This window comes from Pseudomonas sp. NFACC10-1 (assembly GCF_900119195.1).
Taxonomy (GTDB): domain Bacteria; phylum Pseudomonadota; class Gammaproteobacteria; order Pseudomonadales; family Pseudomonadaceae; genus Aquipseudomonas; species Aquipseudomonas cerasi.
The window spans coordinates 255,075-276,035 of record NZ_FPJB01000003.1; the positions used below are offsets into that span (position 1 = coordinate 255,075).

Sequence of the window (20,961 nt, forward strand, 5' to 3'; positions counted from 1 at the left end):
GGGGAGCCCATGTGTGAATGGGTTCCTTGCTTGCAGCTCACGGCTTGTAGCGTGTAACTGCCACTCCCTCTACACTTCTTGCTTCTGCCAAGGAGTAACGTTGTGCTCACTCATCTCGATTCCCAGGGTCGCGCCAATATGGTTGATGTCACGGATAAAGCCGTGACGTCCCGTGAGGCGGTGGCCGAAGCCTTTGTGCGCATGCTGCCGACGACGCTGCAAATGATCGTCAGCGGTGGTCATCCCAAGGGTGACGTGTTTGCCGTCGCACGTATCGCCGGTATTCAGGCGGCGAAGAAAACCAGCGATCTGATCCCGCTTTGCCATCCATTGATGCTCACCAGCATCAAGGTCCACCTCGCCGCTGAGGGTGATGATGCCGTGCGCATCACCGCGAGCTGCAAGCTGGCCGGGCAGACCGGTGTGGAAATGGAAGCCCTGACGGCCGCCAGCGTTGCCGCGCTGACCATTTACGACATGTGCAAGGCCGTAGACCGGGGCATGGTCATCGAGTCGGTCCGGCTGCTGGAGAAGCTGGGCGGCAAGAGCGGTCACTTCATTGCCGATCAGGCACAGGTATCGTCATGAAGGTTCAGGTCCAGTATTTTGCTCGTTACCGTGAAGTCCTGGGCGTGGACAACGAGTCCGTCGAAGGCGAGTTCGCTACGCTGGATGCGTTGCGCCAGACGCTGCTGCAGCGTGGCGAGGCCTGGCAGGTGCTTGCCGAACAGAACCTGATGTGTGCTCGCAACCAGGAACTGTGCAAGCCGACCGAGCCGTTGGCCGATGGCGATGAAGTCGCGTTCTTTCCGCCCGTGACCGGAGGTTGATGATGAGCGTTCGCGTCCAGGCGGCAGCCTTCGACCCAGGCACTGAAGTCAACGCGCTGCATGCTGCCAACCTCGGCATCGGCGCAGTGGTCAGTTTTGTCGGCTATGTTCGGGATTTCAATGACGGGCGCGAAGTGTCCGGCATGTTTCTGGAGCACTATCCGGGGATGACCGAAAAGGCACTGGCAAAAATCGTTACCGAGGCCGAACAGCGCTGGCCGTTGCTGCGCGTCGATGTGTTGCACAGGGTAGGAGCGCTGGAGCCTGGCGAGCCGATCGTGTTCGTCGGCGTTGCCAGCGCGCACCGTCAGGCGGCGTTCGAAGCCTGTGATTTCGTCATGGACTACCTCAAGACCCGCGCGCCGTTCTGGAAGCGTGAAAACACGTCAGAAGGCACGCGCTGGGTGGAAGGTCGTCACAGCGATCACCAAGCGGCTGATCGCTGGAAGTAAGCATCAGGCGTTGCTGCGTACCACGGCCCTGAGCAAATGAGTCGGCGGTGTCTCGCAACTGATCTTGCGGCCCAGTTTTTCCTCGATGGCGGGCAACTGGTAAGAGTCATCCTCACCGGCAAAACTGATCGACACGCCATCGGCGCCGGCGCGACCGGTACGGCCGATGCGGTGCACATAATCGTCCGGCACTTCGGGCAGGGTGAAGTTGATCACGTGGCTGATGCCGTCGATGTGAATGCCGCGACCGGCCACATCGGTGGCGACCAGCACGCGGATCTTGCCTTCGCGGAAGCCTTCAAGGGTCTTGATGCGCTTGTGCTGAGGCACATCGCCTGACAGCTGCGCCGCGTTAACGCCATCGCGCACCAGACGCTCTTCGATGCGCCGGACTTCGTCCTTGCGGTTGGCGAAGACCATCACCCGTTCCCAACCGTTGTCGGTCACCAGGTTGTAGAGCAGCTTGTACTTGTCGGCGCCGGCGACGGCATAGATATGCTGTTCGACGTTGTCACTGGCAACGTTCAGCGATTCGATCTCGACGATCGAAGGGTCCGTCGTCCACTGCTTGGCGAGGTTCATCACGTCCTCGGTGAAGGTCGCGGAGAACAGCAGGGTCTGGCGCTCACCCTTGTGCGGCGTCTGACGAATGATCTGACGTACCTGCGGGATGAAGCCCATGTCCAGCATGCGGTCGGCTTCGTCGAGGACCATCACTTCGACCATGTCCAGATGCACTTCGCCGCGCTGGTTGAAGTCCAGCAGGCGGCCAGGCGTGGCGACCAGGATGTCGCAGTGCCGTGCTTCGAGTTGTTTGAGCTGCTTGTCGAAGTCCATGCCACCGACGAACGTCATGACGTTCAGGTTGGTGTACTTGGTCAGGTCGGCGGCGTCCTTGGCGATCTGCACCACCAGCTCGCGGGTCGGTGCGATGATCAGCGCGCGCGGCTCACCCATGTAGCGTTCTGCAGGCGGCGGCGTCTGGGTCAGCTGTTCGATGATCGAGATCAGAAACGCAGCGGTCTTGCCGGTGCCGGTCTGGGCGCGTCCGATCGCATCCTTGCCCTTGAGGGTGAAGCCCAGTACGCCCGCCTGGATCGGTGTGCAGTACGGGAAACCCAGGTCCTGAATCGCATGCATCAGTTCAGGCGCGAGGTTGAAGTCGTGGAAGCGGGTCTTGCCTTCCTGGGGTTCGACGACGAAATCTTCGAGTTTCCAGGCCGGCGCGGGCGGTTTTGTCACGCGCTCGCGACGCGGGCGCTCGGCCCTCGGCTTGTCGGTGCGCGGCGCTCTGGCTTTGGAGGGCTCGCTGGTCGTGTCCAGAGCCTGAGTCTGGACAGCATGATCCGGTGTGTCGCCTGTGGCAGCGGGAGAGGTGGGAATAGAGGTTATCGGAGTAGGCGCAGGCTGCTCAGCCTCGCTCTTACCGAACATCTTTTTAAGTGCTTTGAGCACGGTCATCTCATCAATTGGTTAAGGAATGTACGCCGAGCAGTGTAAAGCAAGAACCGTGCTCGGCGTAGTGCCATCCATGGCGAGCTACAAAAGCGGTCCGTCGCAAGGGGCTCAGAGCGCTTCAGCGAAGCCGTTCAGCCAGCCAGACGCCGATGTCGCGAATTTCCTGCGGTAACACTTGATGCTCCATTGGGTATTCCTGCCATTGAACGGTTACACCCTGGGCGGTGAGGTGGTCGTAGACGGCGCGGCCCATTGGATAATGCACAACCGCGTCGTGCTTGCCGTGCAGGCAGTAGGCCGGGATGCGTTGCTGACTCGCCGACAGGGTCATCTCGTTGCTGAATGTAGGGGCATAAGTGGACAGCGCGAGTACGCCGCCCAATGGGCCCTGCCAGCGACGGTAGCCAGCGTGCAAGACCACCGCGCCCCCCTGGGAAAAACCGGCCAGGAAGATTCGCGCCGGGTCGATGCCGCTGTCGCGCTGCTGCTCGATCAGGTCCAGCACCTTCTGCGCCGAGGCTTCCATCTGATCATGATCAATGGCCCGGGCCTCTGAACTCATGGACTTGATGTCATACCAGCTGGGCATTTCATAACCGCCATTGACGGTCACGGCGCGCGTCGGTGCCTGAGGCAGTACGAAGCGGGTGGTGCGCAACGACTCCTGCAGCGCCTCGGCGACCGGCAGAAAATCATAGCGGTCGGCACCCAATCCATGCAGCCAGATAACGCAGGCGTCGGCGGGGCTGGAAGGTTCAATGATCAAAGAATCGCTCATGACTGCTCCATTTGTGTGCGCGGGCTCTTTTTGAGCGCATTAATAAGGTGCGCGGGTAGATTAAAAATGAAAGAAGATGTCGCAAGGTTACAAGTTTTTGTCTTGACCTGTCGCTAATTCGACTTAGCCAGCATGCTGGTACGGGCTTTGCTACAGCAGGACTGGAGTCGAGTCGCTCACATCGTTCGGTAACACTATAAGGCTATTACTTATAGCGATCGAAAAGCAGCTCGGGAGTCCATGCGTCAGGATTCGCGGCACGATTCAACCTGTACCGCTCCGGTCCGGGAAAATCATGGGGTTTCAGTCCACGGGGCCGATTCTGAATGATGAAGACGAATGACGGGATGATCCTGCAGGCAATTCATGATTCAGGCCCAGCGTTGCATGACCCAAAAATAAGCCAGCACGGGTCATTAGCGCCTCACAAAGGTGCGACGCGACTGAGACACCTACACAACAAAGAGCAAACTGGAGGTTTTTGAATGAAGATGTTGAAATCTACCCTGGCTGTCGTCACCGCCTTGGCCGCATTCGGTGTGACCGGGGCTGCCAACGCCGGTGCCACGCTTGACGCTATTCAGAAGAAGGGTTTCATCCAGTGCGGCGTCAGCGATGGCCTGCCAGGGTTTTCCGTTCCGGACTCCACCGGCAAGATCACCGGTATCGACGCTGACGTCTGCCGCGCCGTTGCAGCCGCTGTGTTCGGCGACGCCACCAAGGTCAAGTTCAGCCAGTTGAACGCCAAGGAGCGCTTCACCGCATTGCAATCCGGCGAGATCGATATCCTTTCGCGTAACACCACCTGGACCAGTTCCCGTGATGCGGGCATGGGCCTGGTGTTCACCGGCGTTACCTACTACGACGGTATCGGCTTCCTGGTAAACAACAAGCTGGGCGTGAAAAGCGCCAAGGAACTGGACGGTGCAACCATCTGCATCCAGGCCGGTACCACCACCGAGCTGAACGTCTCCGACTACTTCCGTTCGAACGGCCTGAAATACACCCCGATCACCTTCGACACCTCTGACGAAAGCGCCAAGTCGCTGGAAGGCGGCCGTTGCGACGTGTTGACTTCCGACCAGTCGCAGCTCTACGCACAGCGCAGCAAGCTGGCCAAGCCGGACGATTACATTGTTCTGCCTGAAGTGATCTCCAAGGAGCCTCTGGGCCCAGTCGTGCGTAAAGGCGACGAAGACTGGTTCTCGATCGTTCGCTGGACCCTGTTCGCCATGCTCAACGCCGAGGAAGCCAAAATCACTTCCAAGAACGTTGAAGCTGAAGCCAAGTCGACCAAGAACCCCGACGTAGCCCGTATGCTGGGCGCCGACGGTACTTACGGCAAGGACCTCAAGCTGCCGAAAGACTGGGTCGTGCAGATCGTCAAGCAGGTCGGTAACTACGGCGAAGTGTTTGAACGCAACCTGGGCGAAGGCACCCCGCTGAAAATCAAGCGTGGTCAGAATGCCCTGTGGAATGCCGGTGGCATCCAGTACGCTCCACCTATTCGTTGATTGACCCGGCGCCCGACAGGCTTCCCAGCCTGTCGGGCGTTGTTCTGTTGGATTTTTCCTGGGGCATTTCATGGAAAAGCAAATCGTCGCACCCAAGCAAAAGCTCTCTCTGAGCGATCCGAAAGTGCGCGCGTGGTTATTTCAGATCATCACTGTCGTGGCGGTGATCGCGTTGGGCTGGTTCATCTTCGACAACACCCAGACCAACCTGCAACACCGTGGTATTACCTCGGGCTTCGGTTTTCTTGAGAACAGTGCCGGTTTCGGTATTGCTCAGCACCTGATCGACTACAGCGAAGCGGACAGTTATGCCCGTGTGTTCGTCATCGGTTTGCTGAATACCTTGCTGGTGTCGGTTATCGGTATTGTCCTGGCGACCTTGCTGGGCTTTGTCATTGGTGTCGCTCGTCTGTCTCCGAACTGGATGATCAGCAAGCTGGCCACTGTGTATGTCGAAGTCTTCCGCAACATTCCGCCACTGCTGCAAATCCTGTTCTGGTACACCGCCGTATTCCTCACGCTGCCCGGTCCGCGTCAGGCGCATGGTTATCTGGACATGTTCTTCGTCAGCAGCCGCGGGCTTAACATGCCCAGAGCGTTGCCTGCCGAAGGCGCCTGGGCATTCCTGGTCAGTCTGGTTGTTGCCGTGATCGCCATCGTCATGATGGTGCGCTGGGCCAACAAACGCTTCGAAGCCACTGGCCAGCCGTTTCACAAGTTCTGGGTCGGCCTGGCATTGTTGCTGGTCATCCCCGGTCTGAGCATGCTGATCTTCGGCAGCCCGGTGCATTGGGAACTGCCACAACTGAAGGGCTTCAACTTCACGGGCGGCTGGGTGCTGATCCCTGAACTGATCTCCCTGACCCTGGCACTGACCATCTACACCGCGGCGTTCATCGCTGAAATCGTGCGTTCCGGCATCAAGTCGGTCAGCCACGGCCAGACCGAAGCTGCCCGCTCACTGGGCCTGCGCCCTGGGCCGACGCTGCGCAAGGTGATCATTCCGCAGGCGCTGCGCGTGATCATTCCGCCGCTGACCAGTCAGTTCCTGAACCTGGCGAAAAACTCTTCTTTGGCAGCAGCCATCGGGTATCCGGAAATGGTTTCCCTGTTTGCCGGTACGGTGCTCAACCAGACCGGGCAGGCGATTGAAGTCATTGCCATCACCATGAGTGTGTACCTGGCGATCAGTATCAGCATTTCCCTGCTGATGAACTGGTACAACAAGCGCATTGCGCTGATCGAGCGGTGAGGAAAAGCGCATGACAACTCATACTTTCAAACCTGATATGCCACCACCGGGCAAAGTGTTCGGCCCGATGGCGTGGATGCGGCAGAACCTGTTCTCCAGCTGGATCAACACCCTGCTGACCCTGTTCTCCCTGTATCTGATCTATCTGGTCGTGCCGCCTATCATCAGTTGGGCCCTGCTGGACGCCAACTGGGTCGGCACGACCAAGGCAGACTGCACCAAGGCGGGCGCCTGCTGGGTGTTCATCGAGCAGCGCTTCGGTCAGTTCATGTACGGCTACTTTCCCAATGAGCTGCGTTGGAGGGTCGACCTGACCGCTATCCTGGCGATCGTCGGCGCTGCGCCGCTGTTCATTTCGAAGTTTCCGCGCAAGGCTGTCTACGGTATCGCCTTCCTGGTGATCTATCCGGTTGTTGCGTTCTACCTGCTGCATGGCGGCGCGTTCGGTCTGACCAACGTACCGACCAGCCAGTGGGGCGGTCTGATGCTGACCCTGGTGATCGCTACCGTGGGTATCGTCGGTGCCTTGCCGCTGGGTATAGTTCTGGCGCTCGGTCGTCGCTCAAACATGCCCGCTGTGCGCGTGGTGTGCGTGACGTTCATCGAGTTCTGGCGCGGCGTGCCGCTGATCACCGTGCTGTTCATGTCGTCGGTCATGCTGCCGCTGTTCATGCCAGAGGGCATGAACTTCGACAAGCTGCTGCGTGCGCTGATCGGCGTCATCCTGTTCCAGTCCGCGTACATTGCCGAAGTGGTGCGTGGCGGCATGCAGGCCATTCCCAAGGGGCAGTACGAAGCAGCCTCGGCGATGGGCCTGGGTTACTGGCGCAGCATGGGGCTGGTGATCCTGCCGCAGGCGCTGAAGATGGTTATTCCCGGCATCGTCAACACCTTCATTGCATTGTTCAAAGACACCAGTCTGGTGATCATTATCGGTCTGTTCGACCTGCTCAACAGCGTCAAGCAGGCTACCGCCGACCCGGCATGGCTGGGTATGGCCACTGAAGGCTACGTCTTCGCGGCCCTGGTGTTCTGGATCTTCTGTTTCGGTATGTCCCGCTATTCCATGCATTTGGAACGTAAGCTGGACACAGGCCACAAGCGTTAGGAGTTTTGTGATGAGTGAAGTTATCAATAAGCCTCTGGGCGCTGAAGGCATGATCCGCATGGAGGGCGTACACAAGTGGTACGGCCAGTTCCATGTACTCAAGGACATCAACCTGAATGTGCGTCAGGGTGAACGTATCGTGCTGTGCGGCCCGTCGGGTTCGGGCAAGTCGACCACCATTCGCTGCCTCAACCGTCTGGAAGAGCATCAGCAGGGTCGTATCATCGTCGACGGCACCGAGCTGACCTCGGACCTGAAGCAGATCGAAACCATTCGCCGTGAAGTGGGCATGGTGTTTCAGCACTTCAACCTGTTTCCGCACCTGACCATCCTGCAGAACTGCACGCTGGCGCCAATGTGGGTGCGTAACATGCCGAAAAAGAAGGCTGAAGAAATCGCCATGCACTATCTGGAGCGTGTGCGTATTCCGGAGCAGGCCCACAAGTTTCCGGGTCAGCTTTCCGGTGGTCAACAGCAGCGTGTGGCGATTGCCCGTGCCTTGTGCATGAAGCCGAAAATCATGCTGTTCGATGAGCCGACTTCGGCGCTTGACCCGGAAATGGTCAAGGAAGTGCTCGACACCATGGTCGGCCTGGCTGAAGAAGGCATGACCATGTTGTGCGTAACCCACGAGATGGGCTTTGCCCGTACCGTGGCAAACCGGGTGATCTTCATGGACAAGGGTGAAATCGTCGAACAGGCTGCGCCGAACGACTTCTTCGATAACCCGCAGAGCGACCGTACCAAGCTGTTCCTCAGTCAGATCATCCACTGAGTGGACATCTGCTGAACAAGGAAACCGGGCCATGTGCCCGGTTTTTTTATGCCTGTCGGTGCTGTTCGGGTTGTATGCAATTACGCTGAACCTTGTATTCGCGATGATTCTCCAACAGGATACCGACCCCCTGAAAAGGGTCGACATACCTGATGACCGAGAAACTGATGACTGCCAAGGCTCAACCCAGCCCCCAACCGACTACCGATCAACCCCATTCTGCTTTGAAGCGCCCCTGGCTGCTGTTGCTGGGCCTGGTGCTGGTTGCCCTCAACCTGCGCCCAGCGTTGTCCAGCATTGCGCCACTGCTCAATACAGTTTCAGACAGCCTCGGCATGTCCGCCGCCGAAGCCGGACTGCTGACCACCTTGCCGGTCCTGTGTCTGGGCTTGTTCGCGCCGCTGGCACCGATTCTTGCCCGCCGGTTTGGCAGTGAGCGCGTGGTTCTGGTGGTGCTTCTGACGCTGGCAGCAGGTCTGGCAGTGCGCAGTCTGTTTGGCCAGATCGGGCTGTTTTCCGGCAGTCTGCTGGCGGGCGCGAGCATCGGAATCATCGGCGTGCTGCTGCCGGGTATCGTCAAACGTGATTTCCCGCGCAAGGCCGGAGCCATGACCGGTGTCTACACCATGGCCTTGTGCCTGGGCGCAGCAATTGCAGCGGGTTCGACGGTGCCGCTGAGTCAGTACGTTGGTGGCAGTTGGCAGATTGGCCTGGGTTTCTGGCTGGTTCCTGCGCTGATTGCCGCAGCGCTGTGGCTTCCGCAGGCGCGTGAGGTGCATGGCACGCATCGCGATGTCTACCGGGTCCGCGGTTTGTTGCGTGATCCACTGGCCTGGCAGGTCACGCTGTACATGGGCCTGCAATCGTCGCTGTCGTACATCGTTTTCGGCTGGTTGCCGTCGATCCTCATCGGTCGCGGCCTGACGCCGACCCAGGCCGGTCTGCTGCTGTCCGGCTCGATCATCGCGCAAGTCATCAGCGCGCTGGCGGTGCCCTATCTGGCCACACGCGGCAAGGATCAGCGTCTGGCGATCATGCTGGTCATGTCGCTGACCCTGATCGGCCTGTTCGGCTGCCTGTACGCGCCACTCGGCGGTCTGTGGGGCTGGGCGATCCTGCTGGGGATCGGGCAGGGCGGCACGTTCAGTCTGGCGCTGGCCTTGATCGTCCTGCGCTCGCGTGACTCACATGTCGCTGCCAATCTGTCGAGCATGGCGCAAGGCTTCGGCTACACCATCGCCTCGACCGGCCCGTTTGCCGTGGGCGTGGTGCATGACATGACCGGCAGCTGGAGCGCGATTGGCTGGATCTTCGCGGTACTCGGGCTGGGCGCCATCATCGCGGGCATGGGTGCCGGTCGGGCGCTGCAGGTGCAGGTCAGTAGCGAGAAGGTTTGATTTTCGATGATTGTTGATCGTTCGGACCGGGCTTGAGCTGCTTCAGGTCTGAGCCAGATTGGCCAGGGCCCATTGTTCGGCACTGGTGACGCTCAGCCCTGATTTCGCGTTGTAGGTACGGGCGACGTCCCATGCCACGCCTCGGCCCATGGCAAAGACTGCCCGGTATTTGCGCAGATTGTCATCCGGCATTTCCGTCAGATCGGCCTGCAACTGCGCAACACTCCATACGTGCCGCTCGATGTCGCGCCCCGTGACACGCTCCACAAGATCGGCCAGCCCGGCGTACGTCAATGTGTCGCCAGCGGTGTACACCACCTGATTCACTATGCGCGGCTCGTGCATCACGATGGCAGCAGTCAGCCTGCCAATGTCCTCTGCGGTGGTGACTGTCACGGCCGTATCGAGGCTGCCCAGCGCATTGATCCGACCGCCTTGCAGATCGACGACACCGAACGCGGGTTCGAACAGGAAGCTTGTAAACATACCGGTCGAAACGATTACCCACTCGGTTTGCTGCTGGGCGCGCAGCTTTTCTCGTACATCGAGTTGCTCATCGAACAGATCCTGAGGGCTGCCCCGGCCGATAAGGTCGTAGTCAACGCCGAACTGCCAGGGCAGGTAGCGTTTTATGCCGGCCTTGAGCGCCGCATCGGTCAGTTTGCGTTGAGTGCCCCGGCCAGCGGCAAAACCCGCACAACTGATTACCGTGTCATAGCGCTTCATGACAGTGGCTAGTTCGTCCACGGTGGCATCGGCCAGATCGGCGGTTTCGATGGCAATGTTCAGCGCGCGGATTTCTTCGATTTCCACACGCTTGGCGGGCGCTTGAGTGCTCAAGCTGCTTTGGCGTAGCAGCACGGCAATGCTCAAGTCATATGCTCCGGCTTTCTCGACCAGCCCTCGCAGCACGGCGAGCCCAAGCTCTCCTGCGCCTATTACCAGAATGCGTTGTTTGACGTTTGCGTTATCGGCTTGCATGGTGACCCCTTTGGACAGTCTTTCAATTCAGGCGGGAGAGATGCTGGCATGCCTGTCGACATACAAAAAGTAGGCACATCGGTGATACCGGGCGGGCTGGACGCGCAGGAAGTGGTCAGACGCTCCGAAGCGGCCTGTGCTGCGCTCAGCGATGATGAGGATGGTCTCAAGCGCGATATTCTCGGCCACGCCGGAAACCGCTGGTCATTGGGCGTGGTACATGCCCTCGGCCTCAGCAGCCCTTTGCGCCATGCCGAATTGCGCCGAAAGCTGCACGGTGTCACCCAGCGCATGCTCACTCATACCTTGCGCCAGCTTGAACAGGACGGGTTGATCACCCGCCATGACTACTGCGAGAAGCCGCTCAGGGTGGAATATTCGTTGACCGACCTGGGCATGGGGCTGCTGGTACAAATGATTCCGCTGTGGACTTGGGTGATTGAAAATTCAGAGGCGTTCAGTGCAGCGCGAAATCGTTATGCGGACAGGTAAAAGTGATGGCTGATGCGCCATCAACCCTCGCCATTTTCAGCGGCGCCGCTTATCGTGCACGGATAATTCGCCAAGGGATGTGCACGCATGAACTACGAGGAACAAAGTCAGGCCAACAGCGCACTGATCACCCGCTTTTATGAGGCGTTTGCGCAGCTGGATGCCGAGGCGATGAGTGCCTGTTATACCGATGACGTGCTGTTCAGCGACCCGGCCTTTGGTGAATTGCGTGGCGCTCAGGTCGGCGACATGTGGCGCATGCTGACTTCCCGGGCGAAGAATTTCTCGGTGGTCTTCGATCAGGTGCGAGCCGATGACCAGACTGGCAGCGCGCACTGGGTGGCGACGTACCTGTTCAGTCAGACCGGGCGCACGGTGGTGAACGATATTCAGGCCCGGTTCATGTTCCGCGATGGCAAGATCTGCGAGCATCACGATCATTTCGACATATGGCGCTGGTCGCGTCAGGCCTTGGGTTTTAAGGGCCTGTTGCTTGGCTGGACGCCTTTGGTACGCAACGCCGTGAGGGCTCAGGCGCTCAAGGGTCTGAAGACCTTTTCAGAGAATCGCCGTGCCTGAGGTTGCCAGCACCGCGAGTGCGCCGACTGCCGAACAGGCGGTCGGCAAACCCTGGTTTGTCTATCTGGTGCGCGCTGCCAACGGCTCGCTGTACTGTGGCATCAGTGATGATCCGCAGCGCCGATTCGCTATGCACCAGAGCGGCAAGGGCGCGCGCTTTTTCTCTTCGAGTCCGGCGATGGCACTGGTCTACGTTGAACAATGGCCCAGCAAGGGCGAGGCGTTGCGCCATGAGCGGCTGATCAAGAAGCTCAAAAAAAGCGCCAAAGAGGCGTTGGCTGCCAGCTACGCAACGTCATCGATCCATGAGCGTGATGCCGTCCCATCAGTTTGAGGCTGTGTGCGGGCAGGGTGCTGCGGGTTAAGCTGTGTTTTTCCCATGTGCACAGAGGCTGAACATGTCCGAGTTGATCCTTCACCACTACCCCACTTCGCTGTTCGCCGAAAAAGCCCGCCTGATGCTGGGCTTCAAAGGCCTCACATGGCGTTCGGTGACTATCCCTTCGATCATGCCCAAGCCTGACCTGACTGCATTGACGGGCGGTTATCGCAGAACCCCGGTGTTGCAGGCGGGTGCGGACATCTACTGTGACACTGCGCTGATGGCGCGGCGTCTGGAGCAGGAAAAAGCGTCGCCAGCGTTTTATCCGAAGGGACAGGAGTTCACGGTTACCGGCCTGGCCGCCTGGGCCGATTCGGTGTTGTTCATGCATGCCGTGAGCCTGGTGTTTCAGCCTGAATCAATGGCTGTGCGCTTTGCCAAGGTGCCACCAGACGCCGCCAAGGCGTTCGTCGCCGACCGTTCGACGCTGTTCAACGGCGGCACTGCGTCGCGCCCGCCTGTGGAGCAGGTCAAACATCAATGGCCTACGCTGATGTCGCGTCTGGAACTGCAACTCTCGCACGGCGGTGACTTCCTGTTCGGCGTACCGTCGATTGCCGATTTCTCGGTCGCCCATACATTGTGGTTTCTCAAGCAGACGCCGGTCACTGCACCCTTTGTCGATGATTATCCGAGTGTCAGGGCCTGGCTCGATCGTGTGCTGGGTTTTGGCCATGGCACGTTCAGCGACCTGAGCTCGGCAGATGCCATCGACATCGCCAGAAACGCCACGCCTGCGTCGTTACCGGATGAAACCTTCGTCGATCCAAATGGCTTCAAGGCAGGCGACAAGGTCGCGGTTTCTGCAGTCGACTATGGCGTCGAAGCGGTTGAGGGCGAGCTGGTATTTACCGGCCGCGAAGAACTGATCCTGCGCCGCGAGGACGAACGTGCAGGTGTCGTGCACGTACACTTCCCGAGAATGGGCTATCGGATCGAGAAGCGCTGAGGTTCTACGATGCTCTGCGTCGCAAGGAGGACGCAGAGCATTGGCACAATAGTCAGGTAGGCTACTTCAGCGCTGCCAGTATCTGATCCGGGTCAAACCCCCTGATCAGCGTGCCGTTGACGTCGATCAGCGGGATGCCTCTGCCGCCCAGCGCTTCATAGGCCTTGCGGCCTTCTTCCGACTTCTCAATGTCGAACTCCTGATACGCAATCCCCTTGCTGTCCAGAAAACGCCGGGTCTGCTTGCAGTAGCCGCACCAGTCGGTGGCGTACATCACCACTTTTGCCTGGCTGTAGCGCTGCGCGACGTCTGCCGGGGGAGGGTTGACGACATTCTCGATCCTGCCCCAGTTCTGGTAAATCACTACCACCAGCATGATCAGGGCGAACTTCTTCAGGGTGCGCAGCAGCATGTTGATTACCGCCGCTTCAACTGGTCGGTCAGTTGCGTCGGCAGCCCCTTGATGATCAGGGTGCCGGCGGTTTCGTCGTATTCGATCTTGTCGCCCAACAGGTGGGCCTCAAAACTGATCGACAGGCCCTCGGCGCGGCCGGTGAAGCGGCGGAACTGGTTGAGGGTGCGCTTATCCGCCGGTATTTCCGGGGACAGGCCGTAATCCTTGTTGCGGATGTGATCATAGAACGCGCGCGGACGATCTTCGTCGATCAGCTCGGACAGCTCTTCCAGGCCCATCGGTTCGCCCATCTTGCTCTGACTGCTGGCGTAGTCGACCAGGGTCTTGGTCTTCTCGCGAGCCGATTCTTCCGGCAGGTCTTCGCTTTCAACGAAATCACTGAACGCCTTGAGCAGGGTGCGGGTTTCGCCGGGGCCATCCACGCCTTCCTGGCAACCGATGAAGTCGCGGAAGTACTCGGAAACCTTCTTGCCGTTCTTGCCCTTGATGAACGAGATGTATTGCTTGGACTGTTTGTTGTTCTGCCACTCGGAAATATTGATCCGGGCGGCGAGGTGCAATTGGCCAAGGTCCAGGTGTCGGGACGGGGTCACGTCCAGTTCGGCATTCACTGCCACGCCTTCGCTGTGGTGCAGCAGGGCGATGGCCAGGTAGTCGGTCATGCCTTGCTGATAATGGGCAAACAGCACGTGGCCACCCACTGACAGATTGGATTCTTCCATGAGCTTTTGCAGGTGCTCGACCGACACCCGCGAGAACGCCGTGAAGTCGCTGCCACCGTCGATGTATTCCTTCAGCCAGCCACTGAATGGATGTGCGCCGGACTCGGGATGGAACAGGCCCCATGCCTTGCCCTGTTTGGCGTTATAGCTTTCGTTGAGGTCGGCCAGCATGTTCTCGATGGCCTGGGACTCAGCGAGTTCGGAGTCGCGTGCATGGAGAACAGCGGGCGTACCGTCGGGTTTCTTCTCGATCAGGTGGACGATGCAGTGACGGATCGGCATGGGCTTCTCGGCTGAAAAAGGTGAAGAGCGTGCGGCTCGTTGCAAGGTGCCCAGTGTAACGCACGCATGCGCCTGATGGCCCGGGGCAGGCTGGTTTTCGCCTGCAGCGAGTGTTTGCTGGGTGTTTTTTGTGCAATTAGCATTAAAACCTGACCAAAAGGATAGGTAGAGGCGGATATTTGCCCGGCTCTGTGCTAGTTTTGCGCGGTCTTGCGCACTTAGCGCGTCAAGCATGCAGTTAGCGCACACGTAGGTCGAACCATTACCCGGTTTCAGTATCTACACTTTCGCGATTAATCGTGGCTGCTAGCGGGTGGCCAGGTTCATTGCCTGGCCACGGGCCGACGTTGCGCTCTGCAATCCAAATGAATTTGATAGGGAAGGAACACCACCATGGCTCTTACTAAAGACCAATTGATCGCCGATATCGCTGAAGCTATCGACGCGCCAAAAACCACCGCGCGTAATGCTCTTGAGCAATTGGGCCAAATTGTTGCCGACCAATTGGAAAACGGCGTGGAAATCACTTTGCCAGGTATCGGCAAACTGAAAGTTGCAGAGCGTCCGGCTCGCACTGGCCGCAACCCTTCGACTGGCGCTGCCATCGAAATCGCTGCCAAGAAAGTTATCAAGTTCGTTCCAGCCAAAGTGCTGACCGACTCGATCAACAAGTAAGCAACCGCTTGCTGTGAAAAAGCCGTGCACCGGTTAACCGGGCACGGCTTTTTTGTGGGCGTCTGATCACAGATCTGTGCTGCACTGCATACTCAAGAGAGGACGCAGAGCGTCCAGAACGGCATGCGACGCGGAGCGTCGCACGATAGTCGAGGCTAAGGCATGTCGGCGGTGCGTCGTACGGTAGTTGAGATTATCGTTCCTCACGCTCCAGCGTGGGAATGCCTTGCGTGACGCTCTGCGTCACAGATCTGTGCCGCACTGCATGCTCAAGAGAGGACGCAGAGCGTCCAGAACGGCATGCGACGCGGAGCGTCGCACGATAGTCGAGGCTAAGGCATGTCGGCGGTGCGTCGTACGGTAGTTGAGATTATCGTTCCTCACGCTCCAGCGTGGGAATGCCTTGCGTGACGCTCCGCGTCACAGATCTGTGCCGCACTGCATACTCAAGAGAGGACGCAGAGCGTCCAGAACGGCATGCGACGCGGAGCGTCGCACGATAATCGAGACTAAGGCATGACGACGAGGCGTCGAACGATAGTAGAGATTAAGGCCTGCCGACGTGGCGTCGCACGATCGTCGATGCGGCACGATAGCCTTATCAGTGGGGTGTGCGTTGTGCCTTGTCAAGGAAGGTCCAGGCCACGAAGCGGCTTTGTTTCTGGCCCTGGCCCATCTCGACTACCTTCACTTCAAGCGCGCCGGCTTTTTTCAGGGCGCTCTGGATCGGCGGCAGGTTGTATGCCTTGGACACCAGGGTGCTGAACCACACCACCTGGCCCGGCAATGTGGCGCTTTCCTGGATCAATTGGGTCACGAAGCCAATCTCGCCGCCTTCGCACCACAACTCCTGAGATTGCCCGCCGAAGTTGAGAACCGGCAGCTTGCGCTTGGGATCCGCCTTGCCCAGTGCGCGCCATTTTCGTTGGCTGCCACGCTGCGCTTCTTCCAGCGAAGCATGGAAGGGCGGGTTGCAGAGGCTCATGTGGAAGCGTTCGCTGCTGTCGAGCAACCCGAGCAGGATCTGCTTGCGATTGCCCTGCTGGCGCACGCTGATGGCCTTGCTGAGGCCATTGGCTTTGATGATCGTGGTAGCCGCCGCGATGGCCGTGCTGTCGATGTCCGAACCCACGAACTGCCAGCCATAGTCGCTGTGCCCCAGCAGCGGGTAGATGCAATTGGCGCCGGTGCCGATGTCCAGCGCCTTGATGGATGCACCGCGGGGTATTACGCCGTCATGGTCTTCAGCCAGCAGGTCGGCGAGGAAGTGCAGATAGTCCGCGCGCCCCGGAATCGGCGGGCACAGGTAATCGGCCGGAATGTCCCAATGGGCAATGCCATAGAACGCTTTGAGCAGCGCGCGGTTGAACACCCGTACCGCCTGCGGATTGGCGAAGTCGATGCTTTCCTTGCCGTAAGGATTGAGGATCACGAAGGCTGCCAGTTCGGGGCTGGATTTGATCAGCTTCGCAAAGTCGTACTGGCCCTGATGCCGATTGCGCGGGTGCAAGGTGGCCTTTTCACGCGGCGCAGCAGGTTTGGCTGGCCGCTGAGGCTTCTTGCGCGGTGGTTTGCGGGTATCGGTCATGGATTCGATTGTCAGCCGTGAGGTTGAGTTGCCTGGCTTATTCGCGAGCAAGCGACGTGTCGCCTTCGGCGTGACAGGTCTTGCTCGCGAATAAGTCAGTACAGAAGTTCAGATAACAAAAAGCCAGCCCATAATCGGGCTGGCTTTTCTGGCCACCTTACAGGCTGGCGATGCGTGCGTGTTGCTCGGCCAGCTTGCCCAGTGCCTGTTCGGCTTCGGTCAGCTTGGCGCGCTCCTTGGCGATGACTTCAGGCGGTGCCTTGTCGACGAAGGCGGCGTTGGACAGCTTGCCGCCGACGCGTTGCACTTCGCCTTGCAGACGCTGGATTTCCTTGTCCAGGCGCGCCAGTTCGGCCCCTTTATCGATCAGCCCGGCCATCGGCACCAGTACTTCGATGTCACCGACCAGCGCGGTGGCGGACAGCGGTGCTTCCGCGCCTTCGGTCAGTACGGTCATGGATTCGAGCTTGGCGAGCTTCTTGAGCAGGTAATCGTTTTCGCTCAAACGACGCTGATCTTCGGCGCTGACGTTCTTGAGGAACAGTTGCAGCGGCTTGCCCGGACCGATGTTCATCTCGCCACGGATATTACGCACGGCGAGCATCAGGCCCTTGAGCCATTCGATGTCGTCCTCGGCGGCTTGATCGATGCGTGCTTCATTGGCCACCGGCCAGGGTTGCAGCATGATGGTCTTGCCTTGCGCACCGGCCAGCGGCGCGAGGCGCTGCCAGATTTCTTCGGTGATGAACGGCATGAACGGGTGCGCAAGACGCAATGCGACTTCCAGAACGCGAACCAGCGTGCGACGTGTGCCGCGCTGACGCTCGACCGGCGCTGTTTCGTCCCACAGTACGGGCTTGGACAGCTCCAGATACCAGTCGCAATACTGGTTCCAGATGAACTCGTACAACGCCTGGGCGGCGAGGTCGAAGCGGAACTGGTCCAGCTGGCGGGTCACTTCGGCTTCGGTGCGTTGCAACTGCGAGATGATCCAGCGATCAGCCAGCGACAGTTCGACCGCTTCGCCGTTCTGACCGCAGTCTTCGCCCTTGTCCAGCACGTAGCGCGCTGCGTTCCAGATCTTGTTGCAGAAGTTGCGGTAGCCTTCGACGCGGCCCATGTCGAACTTGATGTCGCGACCGGTAGACGCCAGCGAGCAGAAGGTAAAGCGCAGGGCATCGGTGCCGTAGCTGGCGATGCCCTCGGCGAATTCCTGGCGGGTCTGCTTCTCGATCTTTTTCGCCAGTTGCGGCTGCATCAGGCCACTGGTGCGTTTCTCTACCAGCGTTTCGAGGTCGATACCGTCGACGATGTCCAGCGGGTCAAGCACGTTGCCCTTGGACTTGGACATCTTCTGGCCCTGGCCATCGCGCACCAGACCATGCACATAGACAGTCTTGAACGGAACTTGCGGCGTGCCGTCCTCGTTCTTCACCAGGTGCATGGTGAGCATGATCATCCGCGCGACCCAGAAGAAAATGATGTCGAAGCCGGTGACTAGCACGTCGGTGGAGTGGAAGGTTTCCAGTGCCTTGGTCTTTTCCGGCCAGCCGAGCGTGGAGAAGGTCCACAGGCCCGAGCTGAACCAGGTGTCCAGCACGTCGTTGTCCTGCTGCAGCGCGACTTCCGGCCCAAGGTTGTTCTTGGCACGGACTTCGGCTTCGTCGCGGCCGACGTAGACCTTGCCGGACTCGTCGTACCACGCCGGAATGCGGTGGCCCCACCAGAGCTGACGGCTGATGCACCAGTCCTGGATGTCGCGCATCCACGAGAAGTACATGTTTTCGTATTGCTTGGGCACGAACGCGATGCGGCCGTCTTCGACAGCGGCAATTGCAGGCTCGGCCAGCGGCTTGGTGGAGACGTACCACTGATCGGTCAGCCACGGTTCGATGATGGTGCCGGAACGGTCGCCTTTCGGCACCTTCAGTGCGTGATCATCAACGCTGACCAGCAACCCGGCGGCGTCGAACGCGGCAACGATCTGCTTGCGCGCTTCGAAGCGGTCCAGCCCGGCATAGGCAGCGGGCAGGCTGCCGTCGACGCTTTCGTTCAGCGTGCCGTCTAGGTTGAACACCTGAGCGGCGGGCAATACGTTGGCATTCTTGTCGAAAATGTTCAGCAGTGGCAGGTTGTGGCGTTTGCCGACTTCATAGTCGTTGAAATCGTGGGCCGGGGTGATTTTCACGCAGCCGGTGCCGAACTCGGGATCGCAGTAATCATCCGCGATGATCGGGATAAGGCGGCCTACCAGAGGCAACTCGACGAACTTGCCGATCAGCGCCTTGTAGCGCTCGTCCTGCGGGTTCACCGCAACGGCAGCATCACCGAGCATGGTTTCCGGACGGGTGGTGGCCACGATCAGGTAATCCAGACCTTCAGCGGTCTTTGCGCCGTCAGCCAGTGGATAACGCAGGTTCCACAAATGGCCTTTCTCGTCGTGGTTCTCCACTTCGAGATCAGAAATAGCGGTGTGCAGCTTGGTGTCCCAGTTGACCAGACGCTTGCCACGGTAGATCAGGCCGTCTTCATGCAGGCGCACGAAAGCTTCCTTGACCGCTTCGGACAGGCCGTCGTCCATGGTGAAGCGCTCGCGGCTCCAGTCGACGGACGAGCCCAGGCGGCGGATCTGACGGCTGATGTTGCCGCCGGACTCGGCTTTCCATTCCCAGATCTTGTCCAGAAACTTCTCGCGGCCCAGTTCATGACGGCTTACGCCTTGCGCTTCGAGACGACGCTCGACCAGCATCTGCGTGGCGATACCCGCGTGGTCGGTGCCCGGTTGCCACAGCGTATTGCGGCCCTGCATGCGACGGAAACGGATCAGTGCATCCATGATCGCGTTATTGAAACCGTGGCCCATGTGCAGGCTGCCGGTGACGTTCGGCGGCGGGATCATGATGGTGTACGAGTCACCCACGCCTTGCGGAGCGAAATAGTTCTCGGACTCCCAGGTCTGGTACCAGGAAGTTTCGATGGCGTGCGGCTGGTAAGTCTTGTCCATGCGCGGCGGGAACCTGTGGCATTGATTCGGAAACCGGTAAGTATAGACCTGACGGCCAGCGACAAGCCACAGGAGTAGCTGTGAGCTTCAAGCTGCAAGCTGCAAGCTGGTAGTTCTGTCAGTAGGAGGCGTGTCGGCCAGACGGCATGATCGGTATTCAGACTTTACTTGCAGGGCGGACGCTGCCATGGACGATACGCCTGAAACCAGACGCGTGCTGTGTCGCTATCGCTATGACGCGCTGGACCGTATTGCCGTTGTCGACCCCGAGGCGCAGGAGGCGTTGTCGCGGTTCTATCAAAAGAACCGTCTGACGGTCGAGATACAGGGTGCAACGCGCCGTTGTGTGTTTCACGGTGAGGACCGTTTGTTGGCGGAGTATGAGGCTGACGGCGCTGCCGAGCGAGTGGACCTGCTGGGCACCGACAGGCAAAACAGCGTGCTGCAGGCTGTGGGTTCACAGGAACGGCAGCCGCTGGCTTATAGCCCTTACGGACATCGCGCACAGGGCGGCCCGTTTTCCGGCTTCAACGGCGAGCGCGCGGACCCTGTGACCGGGCATTACCTGCTGGGTAACGGCTACCGCGCGTTCAACCCGGTGCTGATGCGTTTCAACCGACCAGACTCGCTGAGTCCATTTGGACGGGGAGGCCTGAATGCGTATGCCTACTGTCAGGGGGATCCGGTTAACAGGAGTGATCCGGGCGGGCATATCTCATCGTTCAGGGTGCTTGGGCTGACCATGTTTCCCAAGAAAACTCATTTCCAACGTCTCCCCAACGAAGTATTGGCAAAGATAATCGAAAACCTACCGTTAAAAGCTGCGAACAATTTGGCGGAAACATCCCGTTCAATGCGTGAAAAGGTATTCGGGCTGATAAAAAAGCCGTGGATTAATGTAGGCGATCCAGACGAACTGTTGACTATTCGCAAGATGTTGAGCAACAAGACAGACCTTTCGCCTGCCATGCTCAAAAATGACACCTTCACAGCACAGTTCGAACGCTCAGCGGCGAACATCAAGCAAGGAATGGACAAAGAGATCAAAAGCCTTGGTCGCCGAGCACAATCAATTCTTGATGACGTGGCGCGCGTGCCGGGCGCCAGTTATTCCCAATTTCAAAATGCGGTAGCTCGAAACCGACGAGCCCATGCAGCCTCCATCGAAATACTGGAAAGTATTGATGGAGTAGTGGGCGAACATAGGCGACTGGACGAAAGCTTGAATTCACTTATTCATCGTGAGGCAGACATGGGGCGGTTGGTAGCCAGCATCCGCGCTGAATTGAATCGACGCTAGCAGAGTGCCCAGACATTTAAGCGCCAGG

21 protein-coding genes are annotated in these 20,961 nt (G+C 59.1%); 14 read left to right on the forward strand and 7 right to left on the reverse strand.

Features of this window, described 5'->3' with window-relative positions:
* The first annotated feature begins 102 nt into the window (after positions 1-102).
* From moaC to moaE, 3 genes are read left to right on the forward strand one after another with little or no spacing between them, the layout of a single operon-like run.
* On the forward strand, positions 103-588 hold the full coding sequence (gene moaC, locus BT119_RS09815; protein WP_003341741.1) for a cyclic pyranopterin monophosphate synthase MoaC: 486 nt from the start codon (positions 103-105) through the stop codon (positions 586-588).
* On the forward strand, positions 585-830 hold the full coding sequence (moaD, locus tag BT119_RS09820) for a molybdopterin converting factor subunit 1 (RefSeq protein ID WP_003365381.1): 246 nt from the start codon (positions 585-587) through the stop codon (positions 828-830). Before moaC ends, moaD begins: the two co-directional genes overlap by 4 nt.
* 2 nt (positions 831-832) lie before the next feature.
* Complete coding sequence (gene moaE, locus BT119_RS09825) at positions 833-1,282, forward strand: molybdopterin synthase catalytic subunit MoaE (RefSeq protein WP_058397465.1); 450 nt, start codon at positions 833-835, stop codon at positions 1,280-1,282.
* Between the two features lie 3 nt (positions 1,283-1,285).
* On the opposite strand, the gene rhlB is transcribed toward moaE, so the two are convergent.
* Together rhlB and BT119_RS09835 are read right to left on the reverse strand one after the other, a co-directional pair.
* Positions 1,286-2,743, reverse strand: a complete 1,458-nt coding sequence (gene rhlB / locus BT119_RS09830) for an ATP-dependent RNA helicase RhlB (protein ID WP_162490649.1) — start codon at positions 2,741-2,743, stop codon at positions 1,286-1,288.
* A gap of 115 nt (positions 2,744-2,858) precedes the next feature.
* Complete coding sequence (locus BT119_RS09835) at positions 2,859-3,518, reverse strand: alpha/beta hydrolase (protein ID WP_072365548.1); 660 nt, start codon at positions 3,516-3,518, stop codon at positions 2,859-2,861.
* A 485-nt stretch (positions 3,519-4,003) separates the two neighbouring features.
* Here BT119_RS09835 and BT119_RS09840 point away from each other — a divergent pair, with 485 nt between their 5' ends.
* The 5 genes from BT119_RS09840 (at position 4,004) to BT119_RS09865 (ending at position 9,564) form a co-directional block, all read left to right on the forward strand.
* Positions 4,004-5,032, forward strand: coding sequence for an amino acid ABC transporter substrate-binding protein (locus tag BT119_RS09840; RefSeq protein ID WP_003365373.1), 1,029 nt, complete (start codon positions 4,004-4,006; stop codon positions 5,030-5,032).
* 70 nt (positions 5,033-5,102) lie between these two features.
* Positions 5,103-6,284 (forward strand): amino acid ABC transporter permease, encoded by a 1,182-nt coding sequence (locus tag BT119_RS09845; RefSeq protein ID WP_003365371.1) that lies wholly within the window; start codon positions 5,103-5,105, stop codon positions 6,282-6,284.
* 10 nt (positions 6,285-6,294) lie between these two features.
* Positions 6,295-7,392 (forward strand): amino acid ABC transporter permease, encoded by a 1,098-nt coding sequence (locus tag BT119_RS09850; protein WP_003433619.1) that lies wholly within the window; start codon positions 6,295-6,297, stop codon positions 7,390-7,392.
* A gap of 10 nt (positions 7,393-7,402) precedes the next feature.
* Positions 7,403-8,167, forward strand: coding sequence for an amino acid ABC transporter ATP-binding protein (locus BT119_RS09855; protein WP_003365366.1), 765 nt, complete (start codon positions 7,403-7,405; stop codon positions 8,165-8,167).
* A 167-nt stretch (positions 8,168-8,334) separates the two neighbouring features.
* Positions 8,335-9,564: a CynX/NimT family MFS transporter gene (locus tag BT119_RS09865; RefSeq protein WP_042930392.1), complete on the forward strand. Its 1,230-nt coding sequence runs from the start codon at positions 8,335-8,337 to the stop codon at positions 9,562-9,564.
* A 42-nt stretch (positions 9,565-9,606) separates the two neighbouring features.
* Here the strand turns inward: BT119_RS09865 and BT119_RS09870 are convergent, their stop codons facing one another.
* Positions 9,607-10,545: an aromatic alcohol reductase gene (locus BT119_RS09870; RefSeq protein ID WP_003433615.1), complete on the reverse strand. Its 939-nt coding sequence runs from the start codon at positions 10,543-10,545 to the stop codon at positions 9,607-9,609.
* A 48-nt stretch (positions 10,546-10,593) separates the two neighbouring features.
* On the opposite strand from BT119_RS09870, the gene BT119_RS09875 reads away from it, so the two are divergent.
* From BT119_RS09875 to BT119_RS09890, 4 genes are all read left to right on the forward strand, one after another.
* Positions 10,594-11,037 carry a winged helix-turn-helix transcriptional regulator gene (locus tag BT119_RS09875; RefSeq protein WP_058416390.1) on the forward strand — a complete coding sequence of 148 codons (444 nt, stop codon included), beginning with the start codon at positions 10,594-10,596 and terminating at the stop codon, positions 11,035-11,037.
* An 87-nt stretch (positions 11,038-11,124) separates the two neighbouring features.
* Positions 11,125-11,616, forward strand: a complete 492-nt coding sequence (locus BT119_RS09880) for a nuclear transport factor 2 family protein (RefSeq protein WP_072365550.1) — start codon at positions 11,125-11,127, stop codon at positions 11,614-11,616.
* Positions 11,609-11,950: a GIY-YIG nuclease family protein gene (locus BT119_RS09885; protein WP_003365356.1), complete on the forward strand. Its 342-nt coding sequence runs from the start codon at positions 11,609-11,611 to the stop codon at positions 11,948-11,950. Before BT119_RS09880 ends, BT119_RS09885 begins: the two co-directional genes overlap by 8 nt.
* A gap of 64 nt (positions 11,951-12,014) precedes the next feature.
* On the forward strand, positions 12,015-12,947 hold the full coding sequence (locus BT119_RS09890; protein WP_072365552.1) for a glutathione S-transferase family protein: 933 nt from the start codon (positions 12,015-12,017) through the stop codon (positions 12,945-12,947).
* A 61-nt stretch (positions 12,948-13,008) separates the two neighbouring features.
* Here the strand turns inward: BT119_RS09890 and BT119_RS09895 are convergent, their stop codons facing one another.
* Complete coding sequence (locus BT119_RS09895; protein WP_054080679.1) at positions 13,009-13,359, reverse strand: glutaredoxin family protein; 351 nt, start codon at positions 13,357-13,359, stop codon at positions 13,009-13,011.
* Positions 13,360-13,364: 5 nt separating this feature from the next.
* Positions 13,365-14,366 (reverse strand): nucleoid-associated protein YejK, encoded by a 1,002-nt coding sequence (gene yejK, locus BT119_RS09900; protein ID WP_003365349.1) that lies wholly within the window; start codon positions 14,364-14,366, stop codon positions 13,365-13,367.
* A gap of 393 nt (positions 14,367-14,759) precedes the next feature.
* Here yejK and BT119_RS09905 point away from each other — a divergent pair, with 393 nt between their 5' ends.
* Positions 14,760-15,041, forward strand: a complete 282-nt coding sequence (locus BT119_RS09905; protein ID WP_002552279.1) for an HU family DNA-binding protein — start codon at positions 14,760-14,762, stop codon at positions 15,039-15,041.
* A 601-nt stretch (positions 15,042-15,642) separates the two neighbouring features.
* Here BT119_RS09905 and rlmF read toward each other — a convergent pair.
* A complete protein-coding gene (gene rlmF, locus BT119_RS09915; protein WP_072365554.1) occupies positions 15,643-16,629 on the reverse strand; it encodes a 23S rRNA (adenine(1618)-N(6))-methyltransferase RlmF in 987 nt (328 codons plus the stop codon).
* 157 nt (positions 16,630-16,786) lie between these two features.
* Positions 16,787-19,633: a valine--tRNA ligase gene (locus tag BT119_RS09920; RefSeq protein ID WP_072365556.1), complete on the reverse strand. Its 2,847-nt coding sequence runs from the start codon at positions 19,631-19,633 to the stop codon at positions 16,787-16,789.
* Between the two features lie 187 nt (positions 19,634-19,820).
* Between BT119_RS09920 and BT119_RS09925 the strand changes: the two genes are divergently transcribed.
* Positions 19,821-20,933 carry an RHS repeat-associated core domain-containing protein gene (locus BT119_RS09925; protein WP_072365558.1) on the forward strand — a complete coding sequence of 371 codons (1,113 nt, stop codon included), beginning with the start codon at positions 19,821-19,823 and terminating at the stop codon, positions 20,931-20,933.
* Positions 20,934-20,961 lie beyond the last annotated feature (28 nt).